The sequence below is a fragment of the Peribacillus sp. NPDC101481 genome (genome assembly GCF_044767165.1).
Taxonomy (GTDB): Bacteria; Bacillota; Bacilli; order Bacillales; family DSM-1321; genus Peribacillus.
In genome coordinates, this window is the sequence record NZ_JBIWNJ010000002.1 from 1,125,224 (window position 1) to 1,146,443 (window position 21,220).

General features: G+C 38.3%; 19 protein-coding genes and 2 pseudogenes. 17 read left to right on the plus strand and 4 right to left on the minus strand.

Annotated elements, in window-relative coordinates:
• Window positions 1-275: 275 nt before the first annotated feature.
• The 4 genes from ACIROD_RS15470 (at window position 276) to spoVK (ending at window position 4,441) form a co-directional block, all read left to right on the plus strand.
• Entirely contained in the window at window positions 276-1,598 is a 1,323-nt protein-coding gene (locus ACIROD_RS15470; protein WP_230178245.1) for a sensor histidine kinase, read from the plus strand.
• 366 nt (window positions 1,599-1,964) lie between these two features.
• Window positions 1,965-2,885, plus strand: a complete 921-nt coding sequence (miaA, locus tag ACIROD_RS15475) for a tRNA (adenosine(37)-N6)-dimethylallyltransferase MiaA (protein ID WP_397315040.1) — start codon at window positions 1,965-1,967, stop codon at window positions 2,883-2,885.
• Between the two features lie 3 nt (window positions 2,886-2,888).
• Window positions 2,889-3,122, plus strand: a complete 234-nt coding sequence (gene hfq / locus ACIROD_RS15480; protein WP_034313436.1) for an RNA chaperone Hfq — start codon at window positions 2,889-2,891, stop codon at window positions 3,120-3,122.
• A 362-nt stretch (window positions 3,123-3,484) separates the two neighbouring features.
• Window positions 3,485-4,441, plus strand: a complete 957-nt coding sequence (spoVK, locus tag ACIROD_RS15485; RefSeq protein WP_101226045.1) for a stage V sporulation protein K — start codon at window positions 3,485-3,487, stop codon at window positions 4,439-4,441.
• Between the two features lie 37 nt (window positions 4,442-4,478).
• Here spoVK and ACIROD_RS15490 read toward each other — a convergent pair whose 3' ends face one another.
• Entirely contained in the window at window positions 4,479-5,087 is a 609-nt protein-coding gene (locus ACIROD_RS15490; RefSeq protein WP_101226046.1) for a trimeric intracellular cation channel family protein, read from the minus strand.
• Between the two features lie 168 nt (window positions 5,088-5,255).
• Between ACIROD_RS15490 and hflX the strand changes: the two genes are divergently transcribed.
• From hflX to glnA, 4 genes are all read left to right on the plus strand, one after another.
• Window positions 5,256-6,506, plus strand: coding sequence for a GTPase HflX (gene hflX, locus ACIROD_RS15495; protein ID WP_402941910.1), 1,251 nt, complete (start codon window positions 5,256-5,258; stop codon window positions 6,504-6,506).
• Between the two features lie 15 nt (window positions 6,507-6,521).
• Window positions 6,522-7,802: a methionine gamma-lyase family protein gene (locus tag ACIROD_RS15500; RefSeq protein ID WP_402941912.1), complete on the plus strand. Its 1,281-nt coding sequence runs from the start codon at window positions 6,522-6,524 to the stop codon at window positions 7,800-7,802.
• Window positions 7,803-7,984: 182 nt separating this feature from the next.
• Window positions 7,985-8,389 (plus strand): MerR family transcriptional regulator, encoded by a 405-nt coding sequence (locus ACIROD_RS15505; protein WP_101226049.1) that lies wholly within the window; start codon window positions 7,985-7,987, stop codon window positions 8,387-8,389.
• A 35-nt stretch (window positions 8,390-8,424) separates the two neighbouring features.
• On the plus strand, window positions 8,425-9,759 hold the full coding sequence (glnA, locus tag ACIROD_RS15510; protein WP_034313424.1) for a type I glutamate--ammonia ligase: 1,335 nt from the start codon (window positions 8,425-8,427) through the stop codon (window positions 9,757-9,759).
• A 118-nt stretch (window positions 9,760-9,877) separates the two neighbouring features.
• Here glnA and ACIROD_RS15515 read toward each other — a convergent pair.
• Together ACIROD_RS15515 and ACIROD_RS15520 are read right to left on the minus strand one after the other, a co-directional pair.
• Window positions 9,878-10,279 (minus strand): annotated as a pseudogene (locus tag ACIROD_RS15515) (tyrosine-type recombinase/integrase); the annotation flags it as partial.
• The gene (locus ACIROD_RS15520) at window positions 10,257-10,403 is read right to left on the minus strand and encodes a hypothetical protein (RefSeq protein ID WP_402941914.1); all 147 of its coding nucleotides are present in this window, start codon (window positions 10,401-10,403) and stop codon (window positions 10,257-10,259) included. The gene ACIROD_RS15520 and the pseudogene ACIROD_RS15515, both read right to left, overlap by 23 nt.
• Window positions 10,404-11,294: 891 nt before the next feature.
• Between ACIROD_RS15520 and ACIROD_RS15525 the strand changes: the two genes are divergently transcribed.
• From ACIROD_RS15525 to ACIROD_RS15560, 8 genes and pseudogenes are all read left to right on the plus strand, one after another.
• The gene (locus ACIROD_RS15525) at window positions 11,295-11,489 is read left to right on the plus strand and encodes a hypothetical protein (RefSeq protein WP_101221495.1); all 195 of its coding nucleotides are present in this window, start codon (window positions 11,295-11,297) and stop codon (window positions 11,487-11,489) included.
• 89 nt (window positions 11,490-11,578) lie between these two features.
• Window positions 11,579-11,794 (plus strand): hypothetical protein, encoded by a 216-nt coding sequence (locus ACIROD_RS15530; protein WP_137019808.1) that lies wholly within the window; start codon window positions 11,579-11,581, stop codon window positions 11,792-11,794.
• A gap of 38 nt (window positions 11,795-11,832) precedes the next feature.
• Window positions 11,833-12,394 (plus strand): annotated as a pseudogene (locus ACIROD_RS15535) (ABC transporter permease); the annotation flags it as partial.
• A 470-nt stretch (window positions 12,395-12,864) separates the two neighbouring features.
• Window positions 12,865-15,480 (plus strand): phosphoenolpyruvate synthase, encoded by a 2,616-nt coding sequence (gene ppsA, locus ACIROD_RS15540; RefSeq protein WP_402941916.1) that lies wholly within the window; start codon window positions 12,865-12,867, stop codon window positions 15,478-15,480.
• A gap of 350 nt (window positions 15,481-15,830) precedes the next feature.
• Entirely contained in the window at window positions 15,831-16,109 is a 279-nt protein-coding gene (locus ACIROD_RS15545; RefSeq protein ID WP_101221498.1) for an ArsR/SmtB family transcription factor, read from the plus strand.
• Between the two features lie 102 nt (window positions 16,110-16,211).
• Entirely contained in the window at window positions 16,212-16,592 is a 381-nt protein-coding gene (locus tag ACIROD_RS15550; RefSeq protein WP_402941918.1) for a VOC family protein, read from the plus strand.
• A 304-nt stretch (window positions 16,593-16,896) separates the two neighbouring features.
• Window positions 16,897-17,523, plus strand: coding sequence for a GyrI-like domain-containing protein (locus tag ACIROD_RS15555; RefSeq protein WP_402941920.1), 627 nt, complete (start codon window positions 16,897-16,899; stop codon window positions 17,521-17,523).
• 407 nt (window positions 17,524-17,930) lie between these two features.
• On the plus strand, window positions 17,931-18,185 hold the full coding sequence (locus ACIROD_RS15560) for an alpha/beta hydrolase (RefSeq protein ID WP_402942954.1): 255 nt from the start codon (window positions 17,931-17,933) through the stop codon (window positions 18,183-18,185).
• A gap of 445 nt (window positions 18,186-18,630) precedes the next feature.
• On the opposite strand, the gene ACIROD_RS15565 is transcribed toward ACIROD_RS15560, so the two are convergent.
• Window positions 18,631-19,533, minus strand: a complete 903-nt coding sequence (locus tag ACIROD_RS15565) for a DMT family transporter (RefSeq protein WP_101221502.1) — start codon at window positions 19,531-19,533, stop codon at window positions 18,631-18,633.
• Between the two features lie 160 nt (window positions 19,534-19,693).
• Here ACIROD_RS15565 and ACIROD_RS15570 point away from each other — a divergent pair, with 160 nt between their 5' ends.
• Window positions 19,694-21,070 (plus strand): aminotransferase-like domain-containing protein, encoded by a 1,377-nt coding sequence (locus ACIROD_RS15570; protein ID WP_402941923.1) that lies wholly within the window; start codon window positions 19,694-19,696, stop codon window positions 21,068-21,070.
• Window positions 21,071-21,220 lie beyond the last annotated feature (150 nt).

Sequence of the window (21,220 nt, forward strand, 5' to 3'; positions counted from 1 at the left end):
TTCCTTACAAAAAATTATATTAATATAATTATTTTTTGGAAATTAAATGATTTATTAGAAAAAATTATTAATTGGTTCAGTACAGATAAAATATGAAAAAGTTATATGATCGAAAGTTAGTGGATAATATGTTAATTACTTGATTTATTATAGTATTATATGCCTGGAATTATAGAGATTATTAGATTTTTCTCTATTTCTTTGTCCCTTTATATAGTAAACTCAGAATAGGTTCGTTAACTTTTAGCTGCTAGAGATGAGGTAAGTTTAATCCTATGAAAAATAAAAAGTTAAGGGCACTTCTTTATTTGACCATTCTTTTATTGATTGTTTTCATTCTTCTAAATATGTTTTCAACATATTTAAGCATTAAAAATTCTGTGCAAAAATCCGTTGCTAATCAAAACTTGGTAGCTGCTAGATCTATTGCCGACTCGATGGATATAGAGGCCTATCAGCGATTTCTCAATAACCAAGTAAAGAACCGGGATTACGTGGATATAAAAGCTTACTTAGAGGATGCACGTGAAAAAATAGGAGCATTATATGTTTATACGATCATGATTGATAATCCGGAAGTCTCTAAGGCTATGATTACTGGATTTTCTAAAGATCATAAAGGGGATTTTCCTATCGGTGGTGCATGTACTGTTCCGCCGGAGCAGGTCAAACAGGGGTATGAAGGCAAAAGCTTCATTACCGGGATTCTAGAAGATCCGGAATATGGTGAGTATTTGACTGTGGGAGTGCCAATGAAAAATCAAGATGGAGACATTATTGGTTTTTTGGGCATTGATGTGAGCGCAGAAGATATTAATGCCATTAACGGCAAGGTATTGAAAAGCAGCATTGCCATTCTTGTTTATAATGGTGGATTTGTTATCATGCTGCTGGTAACCTTTTTTGTCATTCAAAAATGGTATCAAAAGGAACTGACACGTGAAGTGGGGGATACGGAAGATACGTATCAATCGGAATTTCAATCGCTCATTGCTTCAGTCCGCTCATTAAGGCATGATTTCTCCAATCATATACAGGTGATACATGGACTGCTTAAATTGGAGGAAAACGCAAAAGCACTCGAATACTTAACAGGTCTTTCAAAAGAAGTGCATTCGATTGAATCGATGAAATTGGATGTGAGTCATCCGGGCTTATCTGTCCTGTTAGAGACGAAAAGGCTCTCGGCCCAGAATTATAACATCGATATTGAAATCGATGTTTCACCCGAATCCTTCAATCGGGTCAAAACAACCGATTTGATAAAATTATTATCAAATGTCATCGACAATGCCATTGAGGCAACAATTGAATTGCCAGAGCAAGAACGCCGAATGAATATTGCATGCAAAGCTGATGATGAAAAGTATACGTTTATGGTAACGAACTCCGGACCAATGATTTCGGAATTAGATTTGGAGAAAATATTCGCCAGCGGATTTTCAACCAAAAAGGCACAAAAGGGCAAAGTTCGCGGACAAGGATTATTCATCGTTAAAGACTTAGTGAACAGATATGATGGAGAGATTCATGTACAATCTTCGGAAAAAGAAACGGCCGTTACGATGATCATACCCGTAAATGGAAAATTGGGCTAAATTGAAAATTGATAAAAAGGCATGATTCCTCAAATACAGAAGTAATCATGCCTTTTTTATGATTCTATTATCGGAATTAGAATCCCTTGCTATCAGGAGAAGGGGATTCATTTTCCCCAAGTGCCGCAAATGGAGCTATGCGCTTCAAGTGCATTTTCGGTATTTTACACTCTGACTATCTAAGAGTTATAAAGATGAAAAGTTGAATAAAAGTACCTGAATTGGACATAATGGGTAGATGTTTAGCTGCTTTCTTCGAGATTATGATAAGATAGGGAAAAAATCAATTAAGGCAGTGAGATTGTGAAACAACAAAAAGGAAAACTTCTCGTGATCATTGGACCGACTGCTGTTGGGAAGACAAAGATGAGCATTGAGATGGCAAAGTTATTTAATGGTGAAATTATTAGCGGAGACTCCATGCAGGTTTATAAAGGGATGGATATTGGGACTGCAAAAATCAAGAGGGAAGAAACAGAAGGAATTCCTCATTATTTACTTGATATTAAAGACCCGGATGAACCATTTAGTGCGGCAGAGTTCCAAGAGCGAGCTAATGCTTGTATTGAGGATATCCAAAGCAGAGGTAAACTCCCCATTATCGTAGGTGGAACAGGATTATACATACAATCGGTCATTTATGATTATCAATTTTCGGAGGCGCCATCCGACCCTGTTTATAGGGAGGGACTCGAAAAACAGGTAAGGGAGTCAGGAATTGATCCCGTTTTTGAACAATTACGCAGCGTTGACCCGGAAAGCGCGAATCGGATTCATCCTAATAATGTAAGAAGGGTGATCAGGGCACTTGAGATTTTTCATTGTACCGGTAAAACGATGAGTGAACAGCTGAATGAACAGCCTACAGAATTAAAATATGATACGTGCATCATTGGGTTGACAATGGAACGTGAAAAGTTATATCAACGCATCGATCAACGTGTTGATGTCATGGTGGAAGAAGGGCTGATTCAAGAAGTTGAGTCATTTCATGAAAAAGGTTTGAGGGATTGTCAATCGATCCAGGCTATAGGCTATAAAGAAATCTATGATTATTTTGATGGAATGGCTTCATTGGATGAAGCGGTTGAGACATTGAAGCAAAACTCCCGTCGTTATGCAAAAAGGCAATTGACCTGGTTTCGGAATAAAATGGATGTAAATTGGTTTGATATGACCGATCTCAAGGGTTTTCCAAAAAAAATACATGAAATATCTGGATTTATAGCAGGAAAGCTTTTCAGTGAAGGCGAATACATAAATTTAGAGAGAAAAGAGGAGGACTAGTTCATGAAACAATCAGTAAATATTCAAGATCAGTTTCTTAATCAATTACGGAAAGATGGTACGTATGTGACGGTATTTTTATTAAACGGGTTCCAGATTAGAGGACAAGTGAAAGGGTTCGATAATTTTACCGTTTTATTTGAGTCCGAGGGCAAACAGCAATTAGTTTATAAACATGCGATTTCTACATTTGCTCCACAACGTAATGTTCAGATTGATTACGAAGTGAAGGAATAATCATATATATGTATGTAAAAAACAGGTTTAGCTTATAGCGACCTGTTTTTTTTTGCATGCAATTCGCTGTTCTTTTTCAAAGAATCGATAATTTTACGTACCTGTTTTGAATATATATTAAGGGACGGATTATTTTCCGGGAAACCGCAGGAAATGACATTCCCCCATATAAATTGGTGGATGGGAATGGAGATTGTCGTAACATATCCTCAAAGGAAAAAATTCTGTCAAAATAAGTCGCTTTTCAGGAAGGGAATACGGCTTAAAAAATCGAATTTTCCGATGGGGTAGTTGTAACCATCATAAATCGAATGAAAATTTGTGGAATTAGAGTAAGGGTCCAAGATGGAGAGGTGAATGCATTGGAACAACCGATCCGTATGAAAAATAACGGGCAAATCAATATTGTGTTTAATGCGGAAAACAGAAAAGCGCTACAAAAGGAACTGCCGATAAAAGAAATTTTGGTGCAGGAAATCCCCCAACAGCATGTGGCATTGAAAGAGATTGAAGATGAGCTGAAATCGCTGGTCGGGATGGAAGAAATGAAAAAGATGATAAAAGAGATATATGCCTGGATTTACATCAATAAACAACGTGAGGCAAAAGGGCTGAAGACTGGCAGGCAAGCACTGCATATGATGTTTAAAGGAAATCCTGGAACTGGGAAAACGACAGTTGCACGTTTAATCGGTAAGTTGTTTCAAAAAATGAATGTACTATCGAAAGGGCATTTAATTGAAGCGGAGAGGGCAGATTTGGTCGGGGAATACATTGGTCATACTGCCCAAAAAACAAGGGATTTAATTAAAAAGGCCATTGGCGGAATCTTATTTATTGATGAAGCCTATTCCTTGGGGAGAGGCGGCGAAAAGGATTTTGGCAAAGAAGCCATAGATACCCTTGTCAAGCATATGGAGGATCGGCAGCACGAATTCATTTTGATCCTTGCTGGATATTCGAGGGAAATGGATTATTTCCTCAGTCTTAATCCCGGACTTCATTCCAGATTCCCGCTTGTTATTGATTTTCCGGATTATACAATTGAACAATTAATGGAAATAGCCGATCGGATGCTTCAGGAAAAAGAATATCTAATGAATCGGGATGCGGAAAGGAAATTAAAAGAACATTTAATCATATTGCGTTCATTTCGGGGACCTATTTCATTTTCTAACGGACGTTATATCCGCAATGTACTTGAAAAGTCAATTAGGGCCCAGGCAATGCGGCTTTTATTGGAGGATACATTTGAAAAATCCGATTTACTGACGCTAACCAGCCAAGATTTGGTTTTCGAGGATGATGAAAAAGAATGACATGGAAAAGCCCACCAAGATGGCGGGCTTTTCAAATTTATGTTTTAGGCACCCATTTTTTATTAGGAAGATGCCAATTGTTGGTGTAAGAAAGGACGCGCAATATCGTGATGACGGCAAAGAGCGAATAAAGCTGCCATGACTGGGATAATACACCACTGCCTAAAGCCAAGCCTGCAATGATGGCCCATACTGCGTAGATTTCTTTTCTGAAGACCAATGGCTTTCTTCCGGCCAGTACGTCACGGAGTATCCCGCCGCCGCATCCGGTTAATGCAGCTGATACAATGACGGCGCTTATTGGATGATTAAGTTCCACGGCATACATCGCCCCTTGGATTGCAAAGGCTGAAAGGCCAATGGCATCACTGAAGTTTCCCCATCTATCCCAGTGCTTTGAAAGGTTTGTAGGAAAAACGAAAACGATGGTGATGGATACTAAAGCGATGACAAAATAGAAACTTTGATCCCATAATGCTGAAACGGGGACACCGATCAGCAGATTGCGGATTGCCCCTCCGCCAAAGGCAGTTATTATTCCTAAAATATAAACTCCTAAAATATCATACTCTTCTTCCATGGCGATGATGGTCCCGCTAATAGCGAATGCAATCGTACCTATGAAACTTAATACTTCCCATGTCATATGAATGTCCCTCTATGTCTTTTTGATTTTGATGGTAAAGCCAAATTTGATTTTAGCATGTTATCGGAATTTTTAAAACGGCTAAAAGCTACGTTTTCAGGAAATTTTTATATATTCAATTTTTTTGTTATGATTAACAGAAATCTACCCGAAGGTGGTGCATGTGATTTGGAAGAAGCAATAAAGGAAACGGCCGTTTTGGTTGGGTGTCAAACAACTGAGACTATTGAACGTTTTGAGTATTCACTTGATGAACTGGCTTCATTGGCGAAGACGGCGAATGGTGAGGTATTAATGACCATCACCCAGAAAAGGGAAAGCGTCGATCCGGCTACATATATAGGAAAAGGAAAAGTGGAGGAACTTCGGAATCTGGAAGAGGAGCTTGAGCCGGATTTATTTATCTTTAATGATGAACTTTCCCCGAGCCAGATTCGGAACCTTTCGAAGCAATTGCAGGCAAGGATCATTGACCGGACACAGCTAATATTGGATATATTCGCCCAGCGGGCGAGATCCAGGGAAGGGAAGCTGCAGGTCGAACTTGCTCAGCTCCAATATTTATTGCCGCGTTTGGTCGGACAGGGGACGGAAATGTCCAGGCTGGGCGGCGGAATCGGCACCAGGGGACCAGGTGAAACGAAGCTGGAAAGCGACCGCCGCCACATTCGTGGGAAAATAGATGAAATCAAGCAACAATTAAGTGGCATAGTGAAGCATCGCGAACGCTATCGTGACAGAAGGAAGCGTAATAAGACCTTTCAAATAGCCCTTGTGGGATACACGAATGCAGGTAAATCAACACTGTTCAACCGTTTGACTGAGGCGGATTCTTACGAAGAGAACCAGTTATTCGCTACACTTGATCCCATGACACGAAAGGCGATACTTCCTAGCGGATTTACCGTGCTGCTGACGGATACGGTTGGCTTCATTCAAGATTTGCCGACGTCTTTAATAGCCGCATTCCGCTCGACCCTGGAAGAAGTGAAAGAAGCGGATCTATTGCTCCATGTGGTGGATTCGTCAAGTACAGATTACTTTAATCATCAGAAAACGGTGCAGGATTTGCTAAATGACTTAGATGTCCCTTCCATTCCACAGCTAACGTTGTATAATAAGAAAGATAAGGTTCACGCTGATTTTGTCAGGTCAGCCAGTCGTGCTTCATTAATGATCAGTGCCTATGAACAATCGGATTTGAATGAAATCATGGAAGAAATTGAAAAGTACGTGATTGAAGAAATGATCCCGTATCATGTTTTCCTGCCGTCGAGTGAGGGTAAACTATTATCACAGCTGAAAAATGAAACCATATTGCGCACTCTCTCCTTTAATGAAGAATCGGAAAGATATGAATGCAAAGGTTTTTGTCTAGCTGATCATCCAATAACCGGGCAGCTGGAGAAATATTCATAATAAAGGGGAATTTTGATGTATCAGCAGTTAACAAATGGAGAAGTGTTGAAAAACATTGCCCAGGAAGTGGAAGCAATGATTTCTCCATTACATAAGCAAGTGGACGAACGAATTGAAGAAAATCAATTTCGTGTATTACAAAGTTATCAAGCACATAAAGTGAGTGATTCCCATTTCATCCCGACTACAGGGTATGGATACGATGATATGGGCCGCGATACGCTCGAATTGATATATGCAGATGTTTTTGGTGCGGAAGCTGGATTGGTGCGCCCCCAAATTATATCAGGCACACACGCCATCTCCACCGCTCTTTTCGGCATATTGCGCCCAGGAGATGAATTGTTATACATAACTGGAAAGCCGTATGATACTTTGGAAGAAATCGTCGGTATCCGGGGAACGGGTATCGGATCTTTACGTGATTTTCAGATCAGCTATAAAGCCGTTCCGTTAGCGGAAACTGGAACCGTTGATTTCGAAGCCGTCAAACAAGCAATTCAACCAAACACGAAGATGGTCGGTATACAACGGTCAAAAGGGTATGCTACACGTCCGTCCTTTACGATCGATGAAATAAAGGAAATGATTTCCTTTATCAAAGACATTAACCCGGAAATCGTCGTGTTCGTGGATAATTGTTATGGAGAGTTTGTTGAGACACAAGAACCATGTCATGTCGGAGCGGATTTAATGGCTGGTTCACTCATTAAAAATCCGGGCGGCGGGATAGTGAAAACCGGTGGATACATTGTTGGTAAAAAGGACCTGGTTGAAGCTTGCTCTTATCGGTTAACATCACCTGGAATAGGGGCTGAAGCAGGTGCGTCGCTTTATAGTCTGCAGGAAATGTACCAAGGATTCTTCCTTGCACCGCATGTCGTGGGACAAGCTGTTAAGGGAGCCATGTTCACAGCTGCCTTTTTAGAAAAGCTCGGTATGAATACATCCCCAAAATGGGATGCGAAGCGAACTGACTTGATTCAATCCGTCCAATTCGATGACCGGGATAAGATGGTTGCCTTCTGTCAGGCCATCCAATATGCATCACCAATCAATTCACATGTGACACCATATCCTGCCTATATGCCGGGATATGAGGACGATGTAATCATGGCTGCAGGCACCTTTATACAGGGGGCCAGCATTGAACTGACGGCAGATGGTCCGACAAGGGCTCCATATGTTGCCTACGTTCAAGGCGGATTGACATATGCCCATGTTAAAATAGCTGTATTGACTGCTGTGAATGCGCTAATGGACAAAAAACTGATTCAATTGATGAATTTAAATTAAGTATGTAATGGGAATCCAGATACAATTGGATTCCAGTAAAAACAATAGTCAAAATATTTGTGTAGTAACAAATCATTTAATTTTTCTGAAAAAATTCACGTTATAAAATGTAACATCATATTGACAAGTTTAATAACATGATATAAGATTACTTTAAGATAAACAAAAGGAGGATGCTAAGAATGAGCGGCAACAACATTCGGCGTTCGATGCCTCTTTTTTCCATCGGAATCGTCATGCAGTTAACTGAGTTGTCTGCACGCCAAATTCGGTATTACGAAGAGCATCAACTTATTACTCCTATGAGAACAGATGGAAATCGTCGGGTTTTTTCATTAAATGATATAGATCGGCTGCTTGAGATTAAAGATTTAATCGAACAAGGAGTCAATCTGGCCGGCATTAAAAAGATTTTCACTGTAAAGGAACAGAATTTACCTAAAACTCAAGAATTAGAACAAGCGGAAAAAATAAGGCATGACCTTAGTGACGAGGAGCTTCGCAAGCTTCTGCGTTCCGAGCTTTTACAAGGAAGCAAGCATCGAACATCTCTTAGACAAGGGGATATGTCCCGTTTTTTCCAATAAAAATATGATTTATGAATTATTAGGGGGAATAGAAATTGGCAAAGTTCACACGTGAAGACATCACTCGTTTAGCGAAAGAAGAAAATGTTAAGTACATCCGTTTACAGTTTACTGACATTTTAGGGACAATTAAAAACGTTGAAATCCCAGTCAGTCAATTAGAAAAAGCACTTGATAATAAAATGATGTTTGACGGATCTTCCATTGAAGGCTTCGTTCGTATTGAAGAGTCTGATATGTACCTATATCCTGATTTAAACACATGGGTTATCTTCCCTTGGACTTCCGAAAAAGGTAAAGTGGCACGTTTGATCTGTGATATTTACAATACGGATGGAACACCTTTTGATGGAGATCCACGTGCTAACCTAAAACGTGTTCTTGCAGAAGCAAGAGAAATGGGCTTCACAGATTTCAATCTTGGACCTGAACCTGAATTCTTCCTATTCAAACTGGATGCAGCAGGCGAGCCGACGCTGGAATTGAACGATAAAGGCGGATACTTTGACCTTGCACCTACTGACCTAGGAGAAAACTGCCGTCGTGATATCGTTCTTGAGCTTGAAGAAATGGGATTTGAAATCGAAGCATCCCACCATGAAGTAGCTCCAGGACAACATGAAATTGACTTTAAATATGCAGATGCAATCTCAGCTTGTGATAACATCCAAACATTTAAATTGGTTGTTAAGACGATTGCCCGCAAACATGGTTTACACGCGACATTCATGCCAAAACCATTGTTCGGTGTTAACGGATCTGGTATGCACTGTAACGTTTCTTTATTCAAAGGCAACGAAAACGCATTTTATGATAAAGAAGGTAAATTGGAATTAAGCAAAACAGCTGAGCAATTTATCGCAGGTATCATTAAGCATGCTCCAAGCTTCACTGCGGTAACAAACCCAACTGTTAACTCATACAAACGTCTAGTTCCTGGTTACGAAGCTCCTTGTTATGTTGCATGGTCCGCTAAAAACCGTAGCCCATTAATCCGTATCCCAGCATCACGCGGAGTGAGTACTCGCGTAGAGGTACGTAGTGTCGATCCAGCAGCAAACCCATATTTGGCACTTGCAGTTCTACTAAAAGCTGGTCTTGACGGTATCAAGAACGACTTGACTCCACCAGCTCCAGTTGACCGCAACATCTATGTTATGAATAAAGAAGAACGTGAAGAAGTAGGTATCGTTGATCTACCAGCTACTTTATATGCTGCATTGGAAACATTAAAATCTGATGAAGTCATCAAAGAAGCATTAGGTGAACATTTACTTGAACACTTCGTTGAAGCAAAAGAAATCGAGTGGGATATGTTCCGTACACAAGTCCACCCATGGGAACGCGAACAATATATGTCAATGTATTAATATCTCAAACCCTTGGCACCTTTGGTGTCAGGGGTTTTTTATTTGGTGGGCAAATCTAAGTTGAATAAATGAAATAGATATTTGCCCACCATTTGCCCACCAAATTCAGCAAAAAAATTTAATCGATTATTCCCTTGGTGTATTCCTCAAACTTGTCTATGTTTTTCTTTTCGAGTTTTTTGCTTATATGTGCGTATACATCAGAAGTTATAGCAACGCTGCCATGACCTAATCTTTTCTGAACATATTTCATATCCGCTCCAGCTTCTAGCTGGAGCACTGCATGTGTATGACGGAGAGAATGGATGGGAAAAGAAGACAACTCAGCCCTTTTTAAGATGCGGCTGAATGCGTTAAATAAGGTAGACTTTGGCATGAAGCTGCCATCATCCCTGCAAAGAACTAGATTTAGATCATGATGATATAAATCATTCAAGGCTAGTTTGTGTTGGTTTTGATGCCGTAGGTGATGTTGAAGTACTTGAGTGAGTGTCTGGCTAATGGAAATACCCCGCTTGGAAATACCCCTTCTCTTTAACTAATATCCACCCGAGAACAGGGGATGTAATAGCGGCAACAAGCGCATATGGCGCGTATACATGCTCGATGGTATTAGTAAGGACATTTTCCTTCTCTTTTTTCATTATTTTCCCTCCAATAGAAAAAGTAGTGCATCTAAACATTTACTCTTGATTTTTATTGTAATAAATATAGATTATAAAAAAAGCCCTTCTCATTGAGAGTGGCTTGTTTTTTGAATCTATTCTTTTACGTTTAATCTAGTTTAATAAAAAATGGTAAACTCATTCATCTTATTAAATTGGAATGAACTAATCTATCACATTTTGTGTTATCCTACACAAAATTGATAATAGTTGTTATGAGTACTAGTACTATAAGAACTGATAGGAAACCTGATATAATTTTCCCTGCTTTTGCACCTTTATTATCATGGTGAATATTACCAATAATAAAGGAAGGGATGAAAAATATAATTGAATAGAACACTGTATAATGAATACCTGAATCACCATTTGACCAAGCGCTTAACCCAATATTATTTAAAATAATATCTCCAATGCAAAATTTATCACCAAATCGAAAATTAAACAATATTCCGATTAAACAAAGGGCGAAAGAAAGTGAACCTACTCCAATATGTTTTTTTTCTTAACTGTAATTGTTGTCATGTCTTTTTCCCTTACTGTTAGGAATTTTCCTATTTTTAAAAATAATCCTAATTACTTAATTTTATGAGTTTTAAAGATAAAACCCACTAATTTTATGTACAGCCATAGCGGCTTACCTAAATTATGGTTTTTTTTTATTTTAACATATTGAATATATATCATAACCGTCTATCCATCGGGTAGGCGTTTTTTATCTTCCTTGTAAACTAGGGCATACAGAAATACATGATCTACAACATATAAAGTGATTGTAATATCTTGTGCCTAGTTTAGAGCGAATAAACAATTAGGAATCCTTGCCTTTTAATTGAATATAAATAGTATAAAAATTAAGGGGGAGAAAAGGTGGATATATTTGATGAACATGCGAAAGTGCTAAAAAAGTTGTTTGACAATAAAAAAGCCCAAAAAGAAATTATAGAGAAAATGGGAAACGGCATAAATTCAGAGTTGGAGAATCAGTTGCAAACATTAAAAAAGGAATACTGCGTTTTGAGCAAATTAGAAAGAACATATGATGATCGCTATGAATTTAATTAAAATAGAGCACTTATACATTAAGGTGCTTATTATTTGCAGGAAAACGTCTCATTTTTGTCGTATTGGTTAAACGAAGGGGATGACAAAAAATGAATGATGATTATGAGAAAATCGGTATTTTATTGTCCAATATGACGAACGAATTAGTGTCGAATAGAGTAAGGGTTAAAGCTATAGTAGAATTACTGATTGAAAAAGGTCAGATAACCTACGAAGAGTATGAAAAAAGTTTTGAAAAAGTGTTTGAAAGAGATGCAAAGTCATTTAGAGATGATTTAATAAAAGACGTCAAGAGTAGTGAATAAAAGCAGAGGGCATCCATTAATTTGGGTGCTTTTTTTACCTGCCGATTGCGAGTGGTATTTCTCATACGGCTTACCGCCTATTTTTAGATACTCAAAGGAGCATATTCGGGAGGTTTCACTCCATGCCGATTTCGCGTTCCACCGTGCTGTGGGGGCATGTGCTAACCTCGCTGGTATCCAAAGCCTTTTCCGTTGCCGTAATCATTCTCGTTGCCTCAATATGGACTTTCGATTATCGACGGGGGTGCTGTCATGGCTCGCCGTATCCGGTATTCTTGCGCTGTTTACGCTGGCCCTGACTTTGGATCGCGGCGACTGCCGGACTGTCCGCTAAATCAGTGGACGGTGCAAGCGCCCTTTCCTATCCGTTAATCTTCCTGCCGTTTATCAGCTCAGCGTTTGTACCAACCGATTCGATGCCGTCGGTAGATCGCGCCTTTGCCGAAAATCAACCGGTAACCTCGATAGTGGAATCCATTCGTGCGTTGTTGTCAAGTCAGCCAGTGGGTAATGATATATGGATTGCTCTTGGGTGGGGCATTGGGATTCTGATAGTGGGTTATACCTTTTGCAATAAGGGTGTATAAAAAGCGGGTATGATGAATGTGAGGGAAAAGATAAAATTAGCAGAGGTCAGCTACAGAGATTAAAAAAAAATCGGTTCCTAAACATAAAAAAGAATTGCATGGGCATGACGTATACAATGCATTGAAATTTTCGGAATAACGAAGCGTTTTAGTATCCGAGAATAGACATTAAATAATGATGATTATGGTATGAAATTACCGTCATTTCTTTTAAAGTACTAAATTAAATCATGATGATACAGTTCTGCCAGGGCAAATTTATTTTGATTCTGGTATTTTTTAAGGAAATGTAAATCATTCGAGGTATATAAACTGCCTTCAAGGGGATAAACCGTGGCATTTGGTTACTGTATGATAGTTGAACTCTTACTCTTCCTAATTTAATTATAGCATATAAGAAATGGTAAATATAGACTATTTATTCTTAATTGCTACTGCTAAAATACAATAGACCTTTATTGAGATTTGTGGGAGGGATATAGAATGGGTTCATTGGTTCTCGGTTTTCAGGAGATGGAAAAAACACAGCTATTGCTCGTTGGCGGAAAAGGATTAAATTTAGGGGAATTATCAAAAATTGAAGGAATACAAGTACCAGAAGGATTTTGTGTTACAACCGTGGGATATCAAAAAGCCATCGAACAAAACGAAACGTACCAAGCTTTGTTGGATCGACTGACAATTCTAAAAGTAGAAGATCGTGAACAAATTGGTGAAATCAGCAGGAAGATTCGACAAATCATTAAGGATGTAGAAATTCCTTCCGATGTTGTGAAAGCAGTTACTCACTTTCTCTCCCAGTTTGGTGATGAACATGCATATGCAGTCCGTTCTAGTGCGACGGCGGAAGATTTACCACATGCCTCTTTTGCTGGTCAACATGACACTTATTTAAATATTATCGGCGTCGATGCCATCTTGCGGCATATCAGGAAATGTTGGGCTTCCCTATTTACGGATCGCGCGGTAATCTACCGTATGCAAAATGGATTTGACCACAGTCAAGTTTATTTATCCGTTATTGTCCAAAGGATGGTTTTCCCACAGGCTTCAGGGATTTTATTTACAGCTGATCCGATTACTTCTAACCGAAAGCTGCTATCAATCGATGCAAGTTTTGGACTTGGAGAAGCACTCGTTTCTGGCTTGGTTTCTGCCGATTGTTATAAAGTACAGGAAGAGGAAATCGTCGATAAGATGATAGCAACCAAGAAATTGGCTATCTATGGACGAAAAGAAGGCGGAACAGTGAAACAACAGATCGATCCGGATCAGCAAAAGACACAAACACTTACTGATCAACAGATTTTACAACTGGCACGCATCGGAAGACAGATCGAAGCTTATTTTGGTCGCCCACAAGATATCGAATGGTGTTTGGTTGATGATACATTTTATATAGTCCAGAGTCGGCCAATCACTACTTTATACCCGATCCCTGAAGTGAATGATCAACTAAATCACGTTTATGTATCTGTCGGTCATCAACAAATGATGACCGACCCCATGAAACCATTGGGATTGTCTTTTTTCCTGTTAACGACTCCTGCACCTATGCGTAAAGCTGGCGGAAGGCTGTTTGTTGATGTCACACATATGCTGGCTTCACTTGACAGCAGAAAAATGTTATTAGATGCAATGGGACAACATGATCCGCTCATGAAAGACGCACTCATTACCATAATAGAGCGAGGAGATTTCATAAAATCTTTACCAAATGATAAGCAAGAACAGAGTTCCGGTAAAAGCAATAAAAGTGTGTCGTCTGCGAATTCTAGGGCGCAAATCGAAAACGACCCGACAATCGTTTCTGATTTGATTAAGAACAGTCAAACATCGATAGAAGAGTTAAAACAAAACATCCAAACGAAATCGGGGTCGGATTTATTTGATTTTATTCTGGAAGATATCCAGATATTAAAGAAGATTTTATTTGACCCACAAAGTTCAGCTGTGTTTATGGCTGCTATGGATGCTTCATCATGGATCAATGAAAATATGAATGAGTGGTTAGGAGAAAAAAACGCAGCAGATACGCTTTCTCAATCTGTACCAAACAATATTACCTCGGAAATGGGTCTGGCGCTACTGGAGGTCGCAGATGTGATTCGTCCTTATCCGGAAGTCATTAATTATTTACAACATGTAAAAAATGATAACTTTTTGGATGAACTGGTTAAGTTCGAAGGTGGACAAAAAACGCAAGAAGCTATCTATGATTATCTCGGCAAATACGGCATGCGAGGTGCCGGGGAAATCGATATTACTAGAACTCGTTGGAGTGAAAAACCAATTACACTTATCCCGTTGATTCTGGGTAACATCAAAAACTTTGAGCCTAATGCTAGTAAACGGAAATTTGAGCAAGGGCGACAGGCAGCTTTGAAAAAAGAACAAGAGTTATTAGATCGATTGAAGCAATTACCGGATGGTGATCAAAAAGCCAAGGAAACAAAACGAATGATCGACCTAATTCGGAATTTCATCGGTTATCGTGAATATCCCAAATACGGCATGGTTAGTCGCTATTTCGTTTATAAGCAGGCTTTACTGAAAGAAGCCGACCAACTCGTACAAATAGGCGTCATTCATGAAAAAGAAGATATATACTATCTCACTTTTGAAGAACTTGGCGAAGTAGTACGCACAAACAAACTGGATTACCAGATCATCGGCAAACGAAAAGACGAGTACAAATTATATGAAAAACTAACTCCCCCACGTGTAATCACGTCTGATGGCGAAATCATTGTAGGTGAGTACAAAAGAGAAAATCTCCCAGCCGAAGCTATTGTAGGTCTGCCTGTTTCTTCCGGTGTTATTGAGGGAAGAGCACGTGTCATCTTAAACATGGAAGAAGCTAATCTAGAGGATGGAGATATATTAGTCACTTCCTTTACTGACCCTAGCTGGACACCATTGTTTGTTTCCATAAAAGGCTTAGTCACCGAAGTTGGTGGACTGATGACCCATGGAGCAGTTATCGCACGTGAATATGGCTTACCAGCAGTTGTTGGGGTGGAACATGCGACTGAACTGATAAAAGATGGGCAACGAATTCGAGTGCATGGGACAGAGGGGTATATCGAAATATTGTAATTGCTGAATACCTTACAGTATAAAGGATTTTATATTGAAATTATTATCGAATAATCATTTTTGTGTTCTCTAAGTCCATTAAAATGCCAAAAATCCCTGCTTTTTGATCAGGGATTTTTTTCTATGTTAAATGATTGTAATCGATTTTAAACACTACAATGGAGTAACACTTCATATGAGATGCTAGTGTGTTACTTTTTTGTTGAAAAACAGTTTGAATTTCTATAATGATTCAAACTACAATTATGTCACTTTAACTTGATAAGATTGCATGATACGGTTCCTTTGTCATGCAACTCTACAGTTGCCTATGATTGACAAGCAACCGTAGAGTTGCTTATAATCGATATATGAATTGGGACAAAGACGCTATATTCAAAGCACTAGGCGATTCGACTCGTCGACTTATATTAGACGAACTATCCGAACGCAATGAGTTGACGTTGTATGAACTTACGGTACGTCTCATTATGAAGCATGACCTTTCCATTTCGAGACAGGCGATAGCTAAACATCTTTCTGCATTGGAAGATGCAGGGCTCGTAAAATCTAAACGAAAGGGAAAATATCGTGTACTTATGTTCAACAACGAACCACTTAAGAACTTGTTGAAAGGATGGATAGAGTAATCTTATCGGAACAGGACTTCTGACGAATATGGGTTGTTTTGCTTGCAGCCAGATTGTCAGCAGATCACCATACGTTGCAAATATCTAAGGAGGCAAAACATTATGAAAATCATTGTTACCAGTATATTCGTACAAGACCAAGACAAGGCACTGGAATTTTATTCAGAAAAGCTGGGATTTGAAAAAAAGCATGACGTTCCCATGGGGAAATTCAGGTGGATTACGCTTGTTTCTCCCGAGGATCATGACGGTACCGAGCTTTTACTTGAACCGAATGAGCATCCTGCCGCAAAGGAGTATCAAAATAAGATATTTTCCGAAGGAATCCCAGCAACAATGTTTGGCGTTACAGATATTCGTAAAGAGTACGAACGATTATTGGAAAACGGTGTGAAGTTTACTATGGAGCCGACAAAAATGGGCGAAGTCACAATAGCTGTCTTCGACGATACATGCGGCAACCTCATTCAAATAATGCAGTAGTAATTCATGACGAAATAGAAGTAATTGTTATATGAGAGTAAAGCTTTTCTTGTATAAAATTAAAGGTGCGATTGTGGAAGAAGTAGAAGGGTGGTACAAATATGTACCACCCTTTCTATCTATCATATTGGTCAAAAGGTAACACAAAAGATACTTGATGGATGTACGGGAATAGCCCAGCTTATTTTGATTTAGTGAAACAATAAGGGCTTGAAGGAATGGTTCAGATGAAGGTTTAATTAAAAGGACGTTGAAGAAGTAATCAAACATACTGAAAAGTTATAGAGAAGGGGAACAAAAACTAATGAAATACGAATGGAGAAAACAAGAGAAGAATTTATATATCCCAAAACAAAAATCTGAACTTGTAACAATTCCTGAACAGAAATTCTTTTCGATAAAGGGAAAAGGAAATCCAAATGAGCACGAATTCGCTGAAAGGATAGGTGTTCTTTATTCATTGGCTTATGCGGTCAGAATGATGCCGAAGCAGGGATACACTCCAGATGGATATTTTGAATATACCGTATATCCATTGGAAGGAATATGGGATTTAACAGAAGAGGGAAGAAAAAAAGATTCTTTAAATAAAGATGAATTATTATATACGATCATGATTAGACAACCAGATTTTGTAACAAAAGAAGTGGTGGAGAGAGCATTTGAACATGTACGAAAAAAGAAACCACATCCATTTCTAAATGATGTAAAGTTCGGTACATTTCATGATGGATTATCTGTCCAAATGCTTCATGTAGGTCCATATGATGATGAACCTCAAAGTTTTAAATTAATGAATGAATTCATAAAAAATAATAATCTTGAAAGAACTTCATTACAACACAGAGAAATATATCTTTCAGATTTTAGAAAAGTCGAACCTGCAAAATTAAAAACTGTTTTGAGATATAAGGTTAAGCCAATAGACTAGGATAAACTCTTCAGTTTGTAGACAAAAGGCTTCTATCAAAAGTTAAAAAAGTTGATTGGAACAGGTGTGTGTGACTCCTGCGGATTTGCCTATGACCATCGTTAAAAAGCGAAATCCAGATAATAGTATTTTCCAATAGATCACGCATATTGATTTTAGTTGTAAAATAATAAGAAATAAATTGTACTCATGGGACACCACAAATCCGGGGTGACCCAATTGGAAACGGGGAATAGCTGAAGATCGGGAGCTGCCTTAAAGGCAACCTTTTTATTATGCAGCTATCCGGGGCAATTTTGTGGAAGAAGGATTCACACTTGCTCACGAACAACTATTAGAAAAAGCATGTAAAGGTGAAACTTAAGAACTATAATAGTGATCTTACATATAGTTAAGAGTGAAATTTCATAAAGTGGCAAAAGGTAAAAGAAGCACCTCCATTTTTCGTGGCGCATGGTGACCAGGACAGGTTAGTGTCCGTGGAAAATTCCCGACGCTTCACGGAGCATCTGCGTGATTCCTCATCCAATCCGGTTGTTTATGTCGAACTTCCTGGTGCGGGGCACAATTTTGATTTGTATCACTCCATACGGACCAAAGCAGTCGTGAATGGCATTGAAGCCTTTGTGGATTGGGTTCAAGCCAATAACAAACGTATATGATAGCAAATACTTAAACTATAGGATGCATTAGCTTAAAAAAATTATAGAATTTCAACACACCACTTAATGAAGGAAAAGAGTGTTAATCCTTTTTTGATCAACACTCCCGTTAGGTCAGTAGCATTCACTTTGTGTTTTTAGGTTTGATTTCATTAATAATGAAATCTGTTGCTCATTAGTATTTGAGATTTTTTCCAGTTTCTAAACAATTAACTTTTGTCTTTGCGATGGATGATTTTTACTTATCTTTGCTTTCGCTTCAAATGTTCATGTTTAATATTTACGCTAAATGAGTCCCGTAAGCCATCCATTATGTTTAAGAAAAAAGGTTCGCAATACTATGTTCCCTCATAATGTCGAAGGCAAGGTTGAGTCTTTACTGATAAATTGTGCAGGAATTTACATTTTTTATTTGATTATACAAAAATCTCAATTGAACATGCAGTTAGGTTTTCCCCGATACAGCTCTGTTTTTTGATACAGGAGCATTTTTGCCTAATATAACAGAAAAGACAACAATCACTGCTATTATAAGAGTGAAAATTGTGATGGATTCATTTAGAAATACTGTTGCAAATAGAATCATCAAAAATGGTTGTAAGTATTGAATCTGGCTAACTCTTGCTATCCCGCCCATAGCCATTCCGCTATACCAAGCAACATATGCTAGAAATTGACTAACGACTGCGAGATAAATGAAACTGATCCAAGCTTGTAAAGGGGCATGAAGCATTTCATTCGTGAGGTTTAGCCCAACTGGAATAACGAAAAATGGAGCACCGATCATAATTGCCCAAGCAATCACTTGCCAGCTGCCTATTTCTTTCGCTAATTCCCCCCCTTCTGCGTAACTAAGTCCCAGTATGATTACTGCTGCCAGTAAAGCTAAATCGGCAAATTGCAATTGGCCGAATCCAAGATGAAGTGCATACATAACTACCGCTAAAGAGCTGATTATACTTGAAATCCAGAATTTGAGAGATGGGTTTTCACCTGCCCTAAATATAGCAAATCCGGCTGTTGCTAACGGCAACAGAGCTAATTCCACAGCTCCATGAGAAACAGGCAAGGTTTCCATTGCCCAAGAAGTGAGGAGAGGAAATCCTAAAACTGCACCAAAAGCAACTATAAGTAGACGTTTGAATTGGCGAAGAGATGGTAGCTTTTCTTTTCGAACAATTAGTACCACGGCTACTAAAATAGCGGCAACAACCGTTCTTCCTAAACCAACGATCGTAGTCCCAAAATATTCTACTGCAATACTTGTAGAAGGGAGCGTTAAACTAAAACAAATGACCCCCACTAATCCCAAAAATAATCCGAACTTTTCTCTTTTTTCTCCCCGCATCTGTTCCAACCCCAATCTTTATACTTTGTACCACATCTGTACCATTTTTTATTTAACTTAAAAACAGTTTTGATATAATTAACATACTATGAGTATGCTCAATAAAAATAAACCATTTTTTTACCTATCTGTCCTGGTACAGATGAAGGGGGATCAATATATGAACTCAAAATATATAAAGATAATGGAAGACATTAAGCTTCGCCTTGAAGATGGTTCGCTAATTGCAGGCAGTAAGCTTCCTTCGATTCGTCAGTTATCTGAGTATTTTTCATGTAGCAAAAATACGGTCATTAAAGCATACGTAGAACTTGAAAAAGAGCATTTAATTTATTCTGTTCCTAAAAGCGGCTACTATGTTGTGAATGAATATCAAAAAGAGACGGTAGAAAATGAGGTGATTGATTTTTTGTCTGCCGGTCCAGATAAAAATGTTATGCCTTATGTGGAATTTCAACATTGTATGAATCAAGCAATCGACCATTATAAAGAAGAGCTTTTTACATACTCTGATCAACAAGGGCTTTACTCACTGCGAGTACAGTTGGTGAAATATTTGCAAAACTTACAGGTGTTCACTCAACCGGAGAGATTAGTGGTTGTTTCTGGCTCGCAGCAAGCCCTTAATTTATTAGTTTCTATGCCATTCCCGAATGGAAAAAATAATATTCTAATTGAACAGCCGACTTATTTCGGATTCATTGAGTCGATCAATCTGCATCAAGCTACTACTTTTGGTATTGAATTATCAATGGAAGGGATTGATCTTGATCGACTGGAATACATTTTTCGAAATAATGATATAAAATTTTTTTATATTATCCCGAGATTTCACAATCCACTTGGACATAGTTACACGAATAGCGAAAAGAAAAAAATCGTTGAGTTAGCTGAAAAATACGATGTATATATAGTGGAGGATGATATTTTAGGAGACCTTGATCCAAATCCAAAATCTGATCCTTTATTTTCTTTTGATCCTTCTGGGAGAGTGATCTATATTAAAAGCCTATCGAAAATCTTTCTCCCAGGATTAAGGATTGGTACTGTCGTTCTTCCTGCATTAATGATTAACAATTTTTTGCGATATAAATTCAGTTCTGATTTTAATAGTTCAGCACTTTCTCAAGGTGCGCTAGAAATCTATTTGAAAAGCGGTATGTTTTATAGTCATCTCAAAAAAGTAAAAGAGGTATACCGTACTAAAATGCAAATCCTTCAAGAAGCATGTGAATTATTGCTGCCGGCTAATACATCTTTTTCTAAACCGAATTCCGGATTCTATCTTTCCATCAGTTTGCCCGAGAATTTGAAAGCAAAACAGGTGGTTCATATGCTAAACGAGCAGCATATATATGTTGATGATGCCTCCAGAATGTTTTTAGCAGAATATAAAAAGGAAAATCTCGTTCGATTATGCATCTCTCAAGTGAACGAGAATCAAATTAAACTAGGGGTAGAACGATTGGCTCACTGTATTGCTTTAATTGATAGTAGAAAAAACCATATTACTCCAAATAACTTTTTACTCATTTAGAAAGTGTCGGGTTTTTCCCGTCACAACCTATATATAACCACAATAGTTATTTAAAATAATGTAAATTTCCTTAAATGTTTTTACTTGTCCCTCCCTTAATTCCTTAATATAAAGCTGTAAAATAAGAGCTTGTTTATAAGGGTAGGTTCT

Coding starts and splice junctions, on each gene's coding strand:
- ACIROD_RS15505 (WP_101226049.1), top strand. CDS start 7,985: ATGAGCGGCAACAACATTCGGCGTTCGATGCCTCTTTTTTCCATCGGA.
- ACIROD_RS15555 (WP_402941920.1), top strand. CDS start 16,897: ATGAAATACGAATGGAGAAAACAAGAGAAGAATTTATATATCCCAAAA.
- ACIROD_RS15530 (WP_137019808.1), top strand. CDS start 11,579: ATGAATGATGATTATGAGAAAATCGGTATTTTATTGTCCAATATGACG.
- ACIROD_RS15570 (WP_402941923.1), top strand. CDS start 19,694: ATGAACTCAAAATATATAAAGATAATGGAAGACATTAAGCTTCGCCTT.
- ACIROD_RS15470 (WP_230178245.1), top strand. CDS start 276: ATGAAAAATAAAAAGTTAAGGGCACTTCTTTATTTGACCATTCTTTTA.
- miaA (WP_397315040.1), top strand. CDS start 1,965: ATGAGCATTGAGATGGCAAAGTTATTTAATGGTGAAATTATTAGCGGA.
- ACIROD_RS15550 (WP_402941918.1), top strand. CDS start 16,212: ATGAAAATCATTGTTACCAGTATATTCGTACAAGACCAAGACAAGGCA.
- ACIROD_RS15500 (WP_402941912.1), top strand. CDS start 6,522: ATGTATCAGCAGTTAACAAATGGAGAAGTGTTGAAAAACATTGCCCAG.
- ACIROD_RS15490 (WP_101226046.1), bottom strand. CDS start 5,087: ATGACATGGGAAGTATTAAGTTTCATAGGTACGATTGCATTCGCTATT.
- ACIROD_RS15545 (WP_101221498.1), top strand. CDS start 15,831: ATGAATTGGGACAAAGACGCTATATTCAAAGCACTAGGCGATTCGACT.
- ACIROD_RS15520 (WP_402941914.1), bottom strand. CDS start 10,403: ATGAAAAAAGAGAAGGAAAATGTCCTTACTAATACCATCGAGCATGTA.
- hfq (WP_034313436.1), top strand. CDS start 2,889: ATGAAACAATCAGTAAATATTCAAGATCAGTTTCTTAATCAATTACGG.
- ACIROD_RS15565 (WP_101221502.1), bottom strand. CDS start 19,533: ATGCGGGGAGAAAAAAGAGAAAAGTTCGGATTATTTTTGGGATTAGTG.
- ppsA (WP_402941916.1), top strand. CDS start 12,865: ATGGGTTCATTGGTTCTCGGTTTTCAGGAGATGGAAAAAACACAGCTA.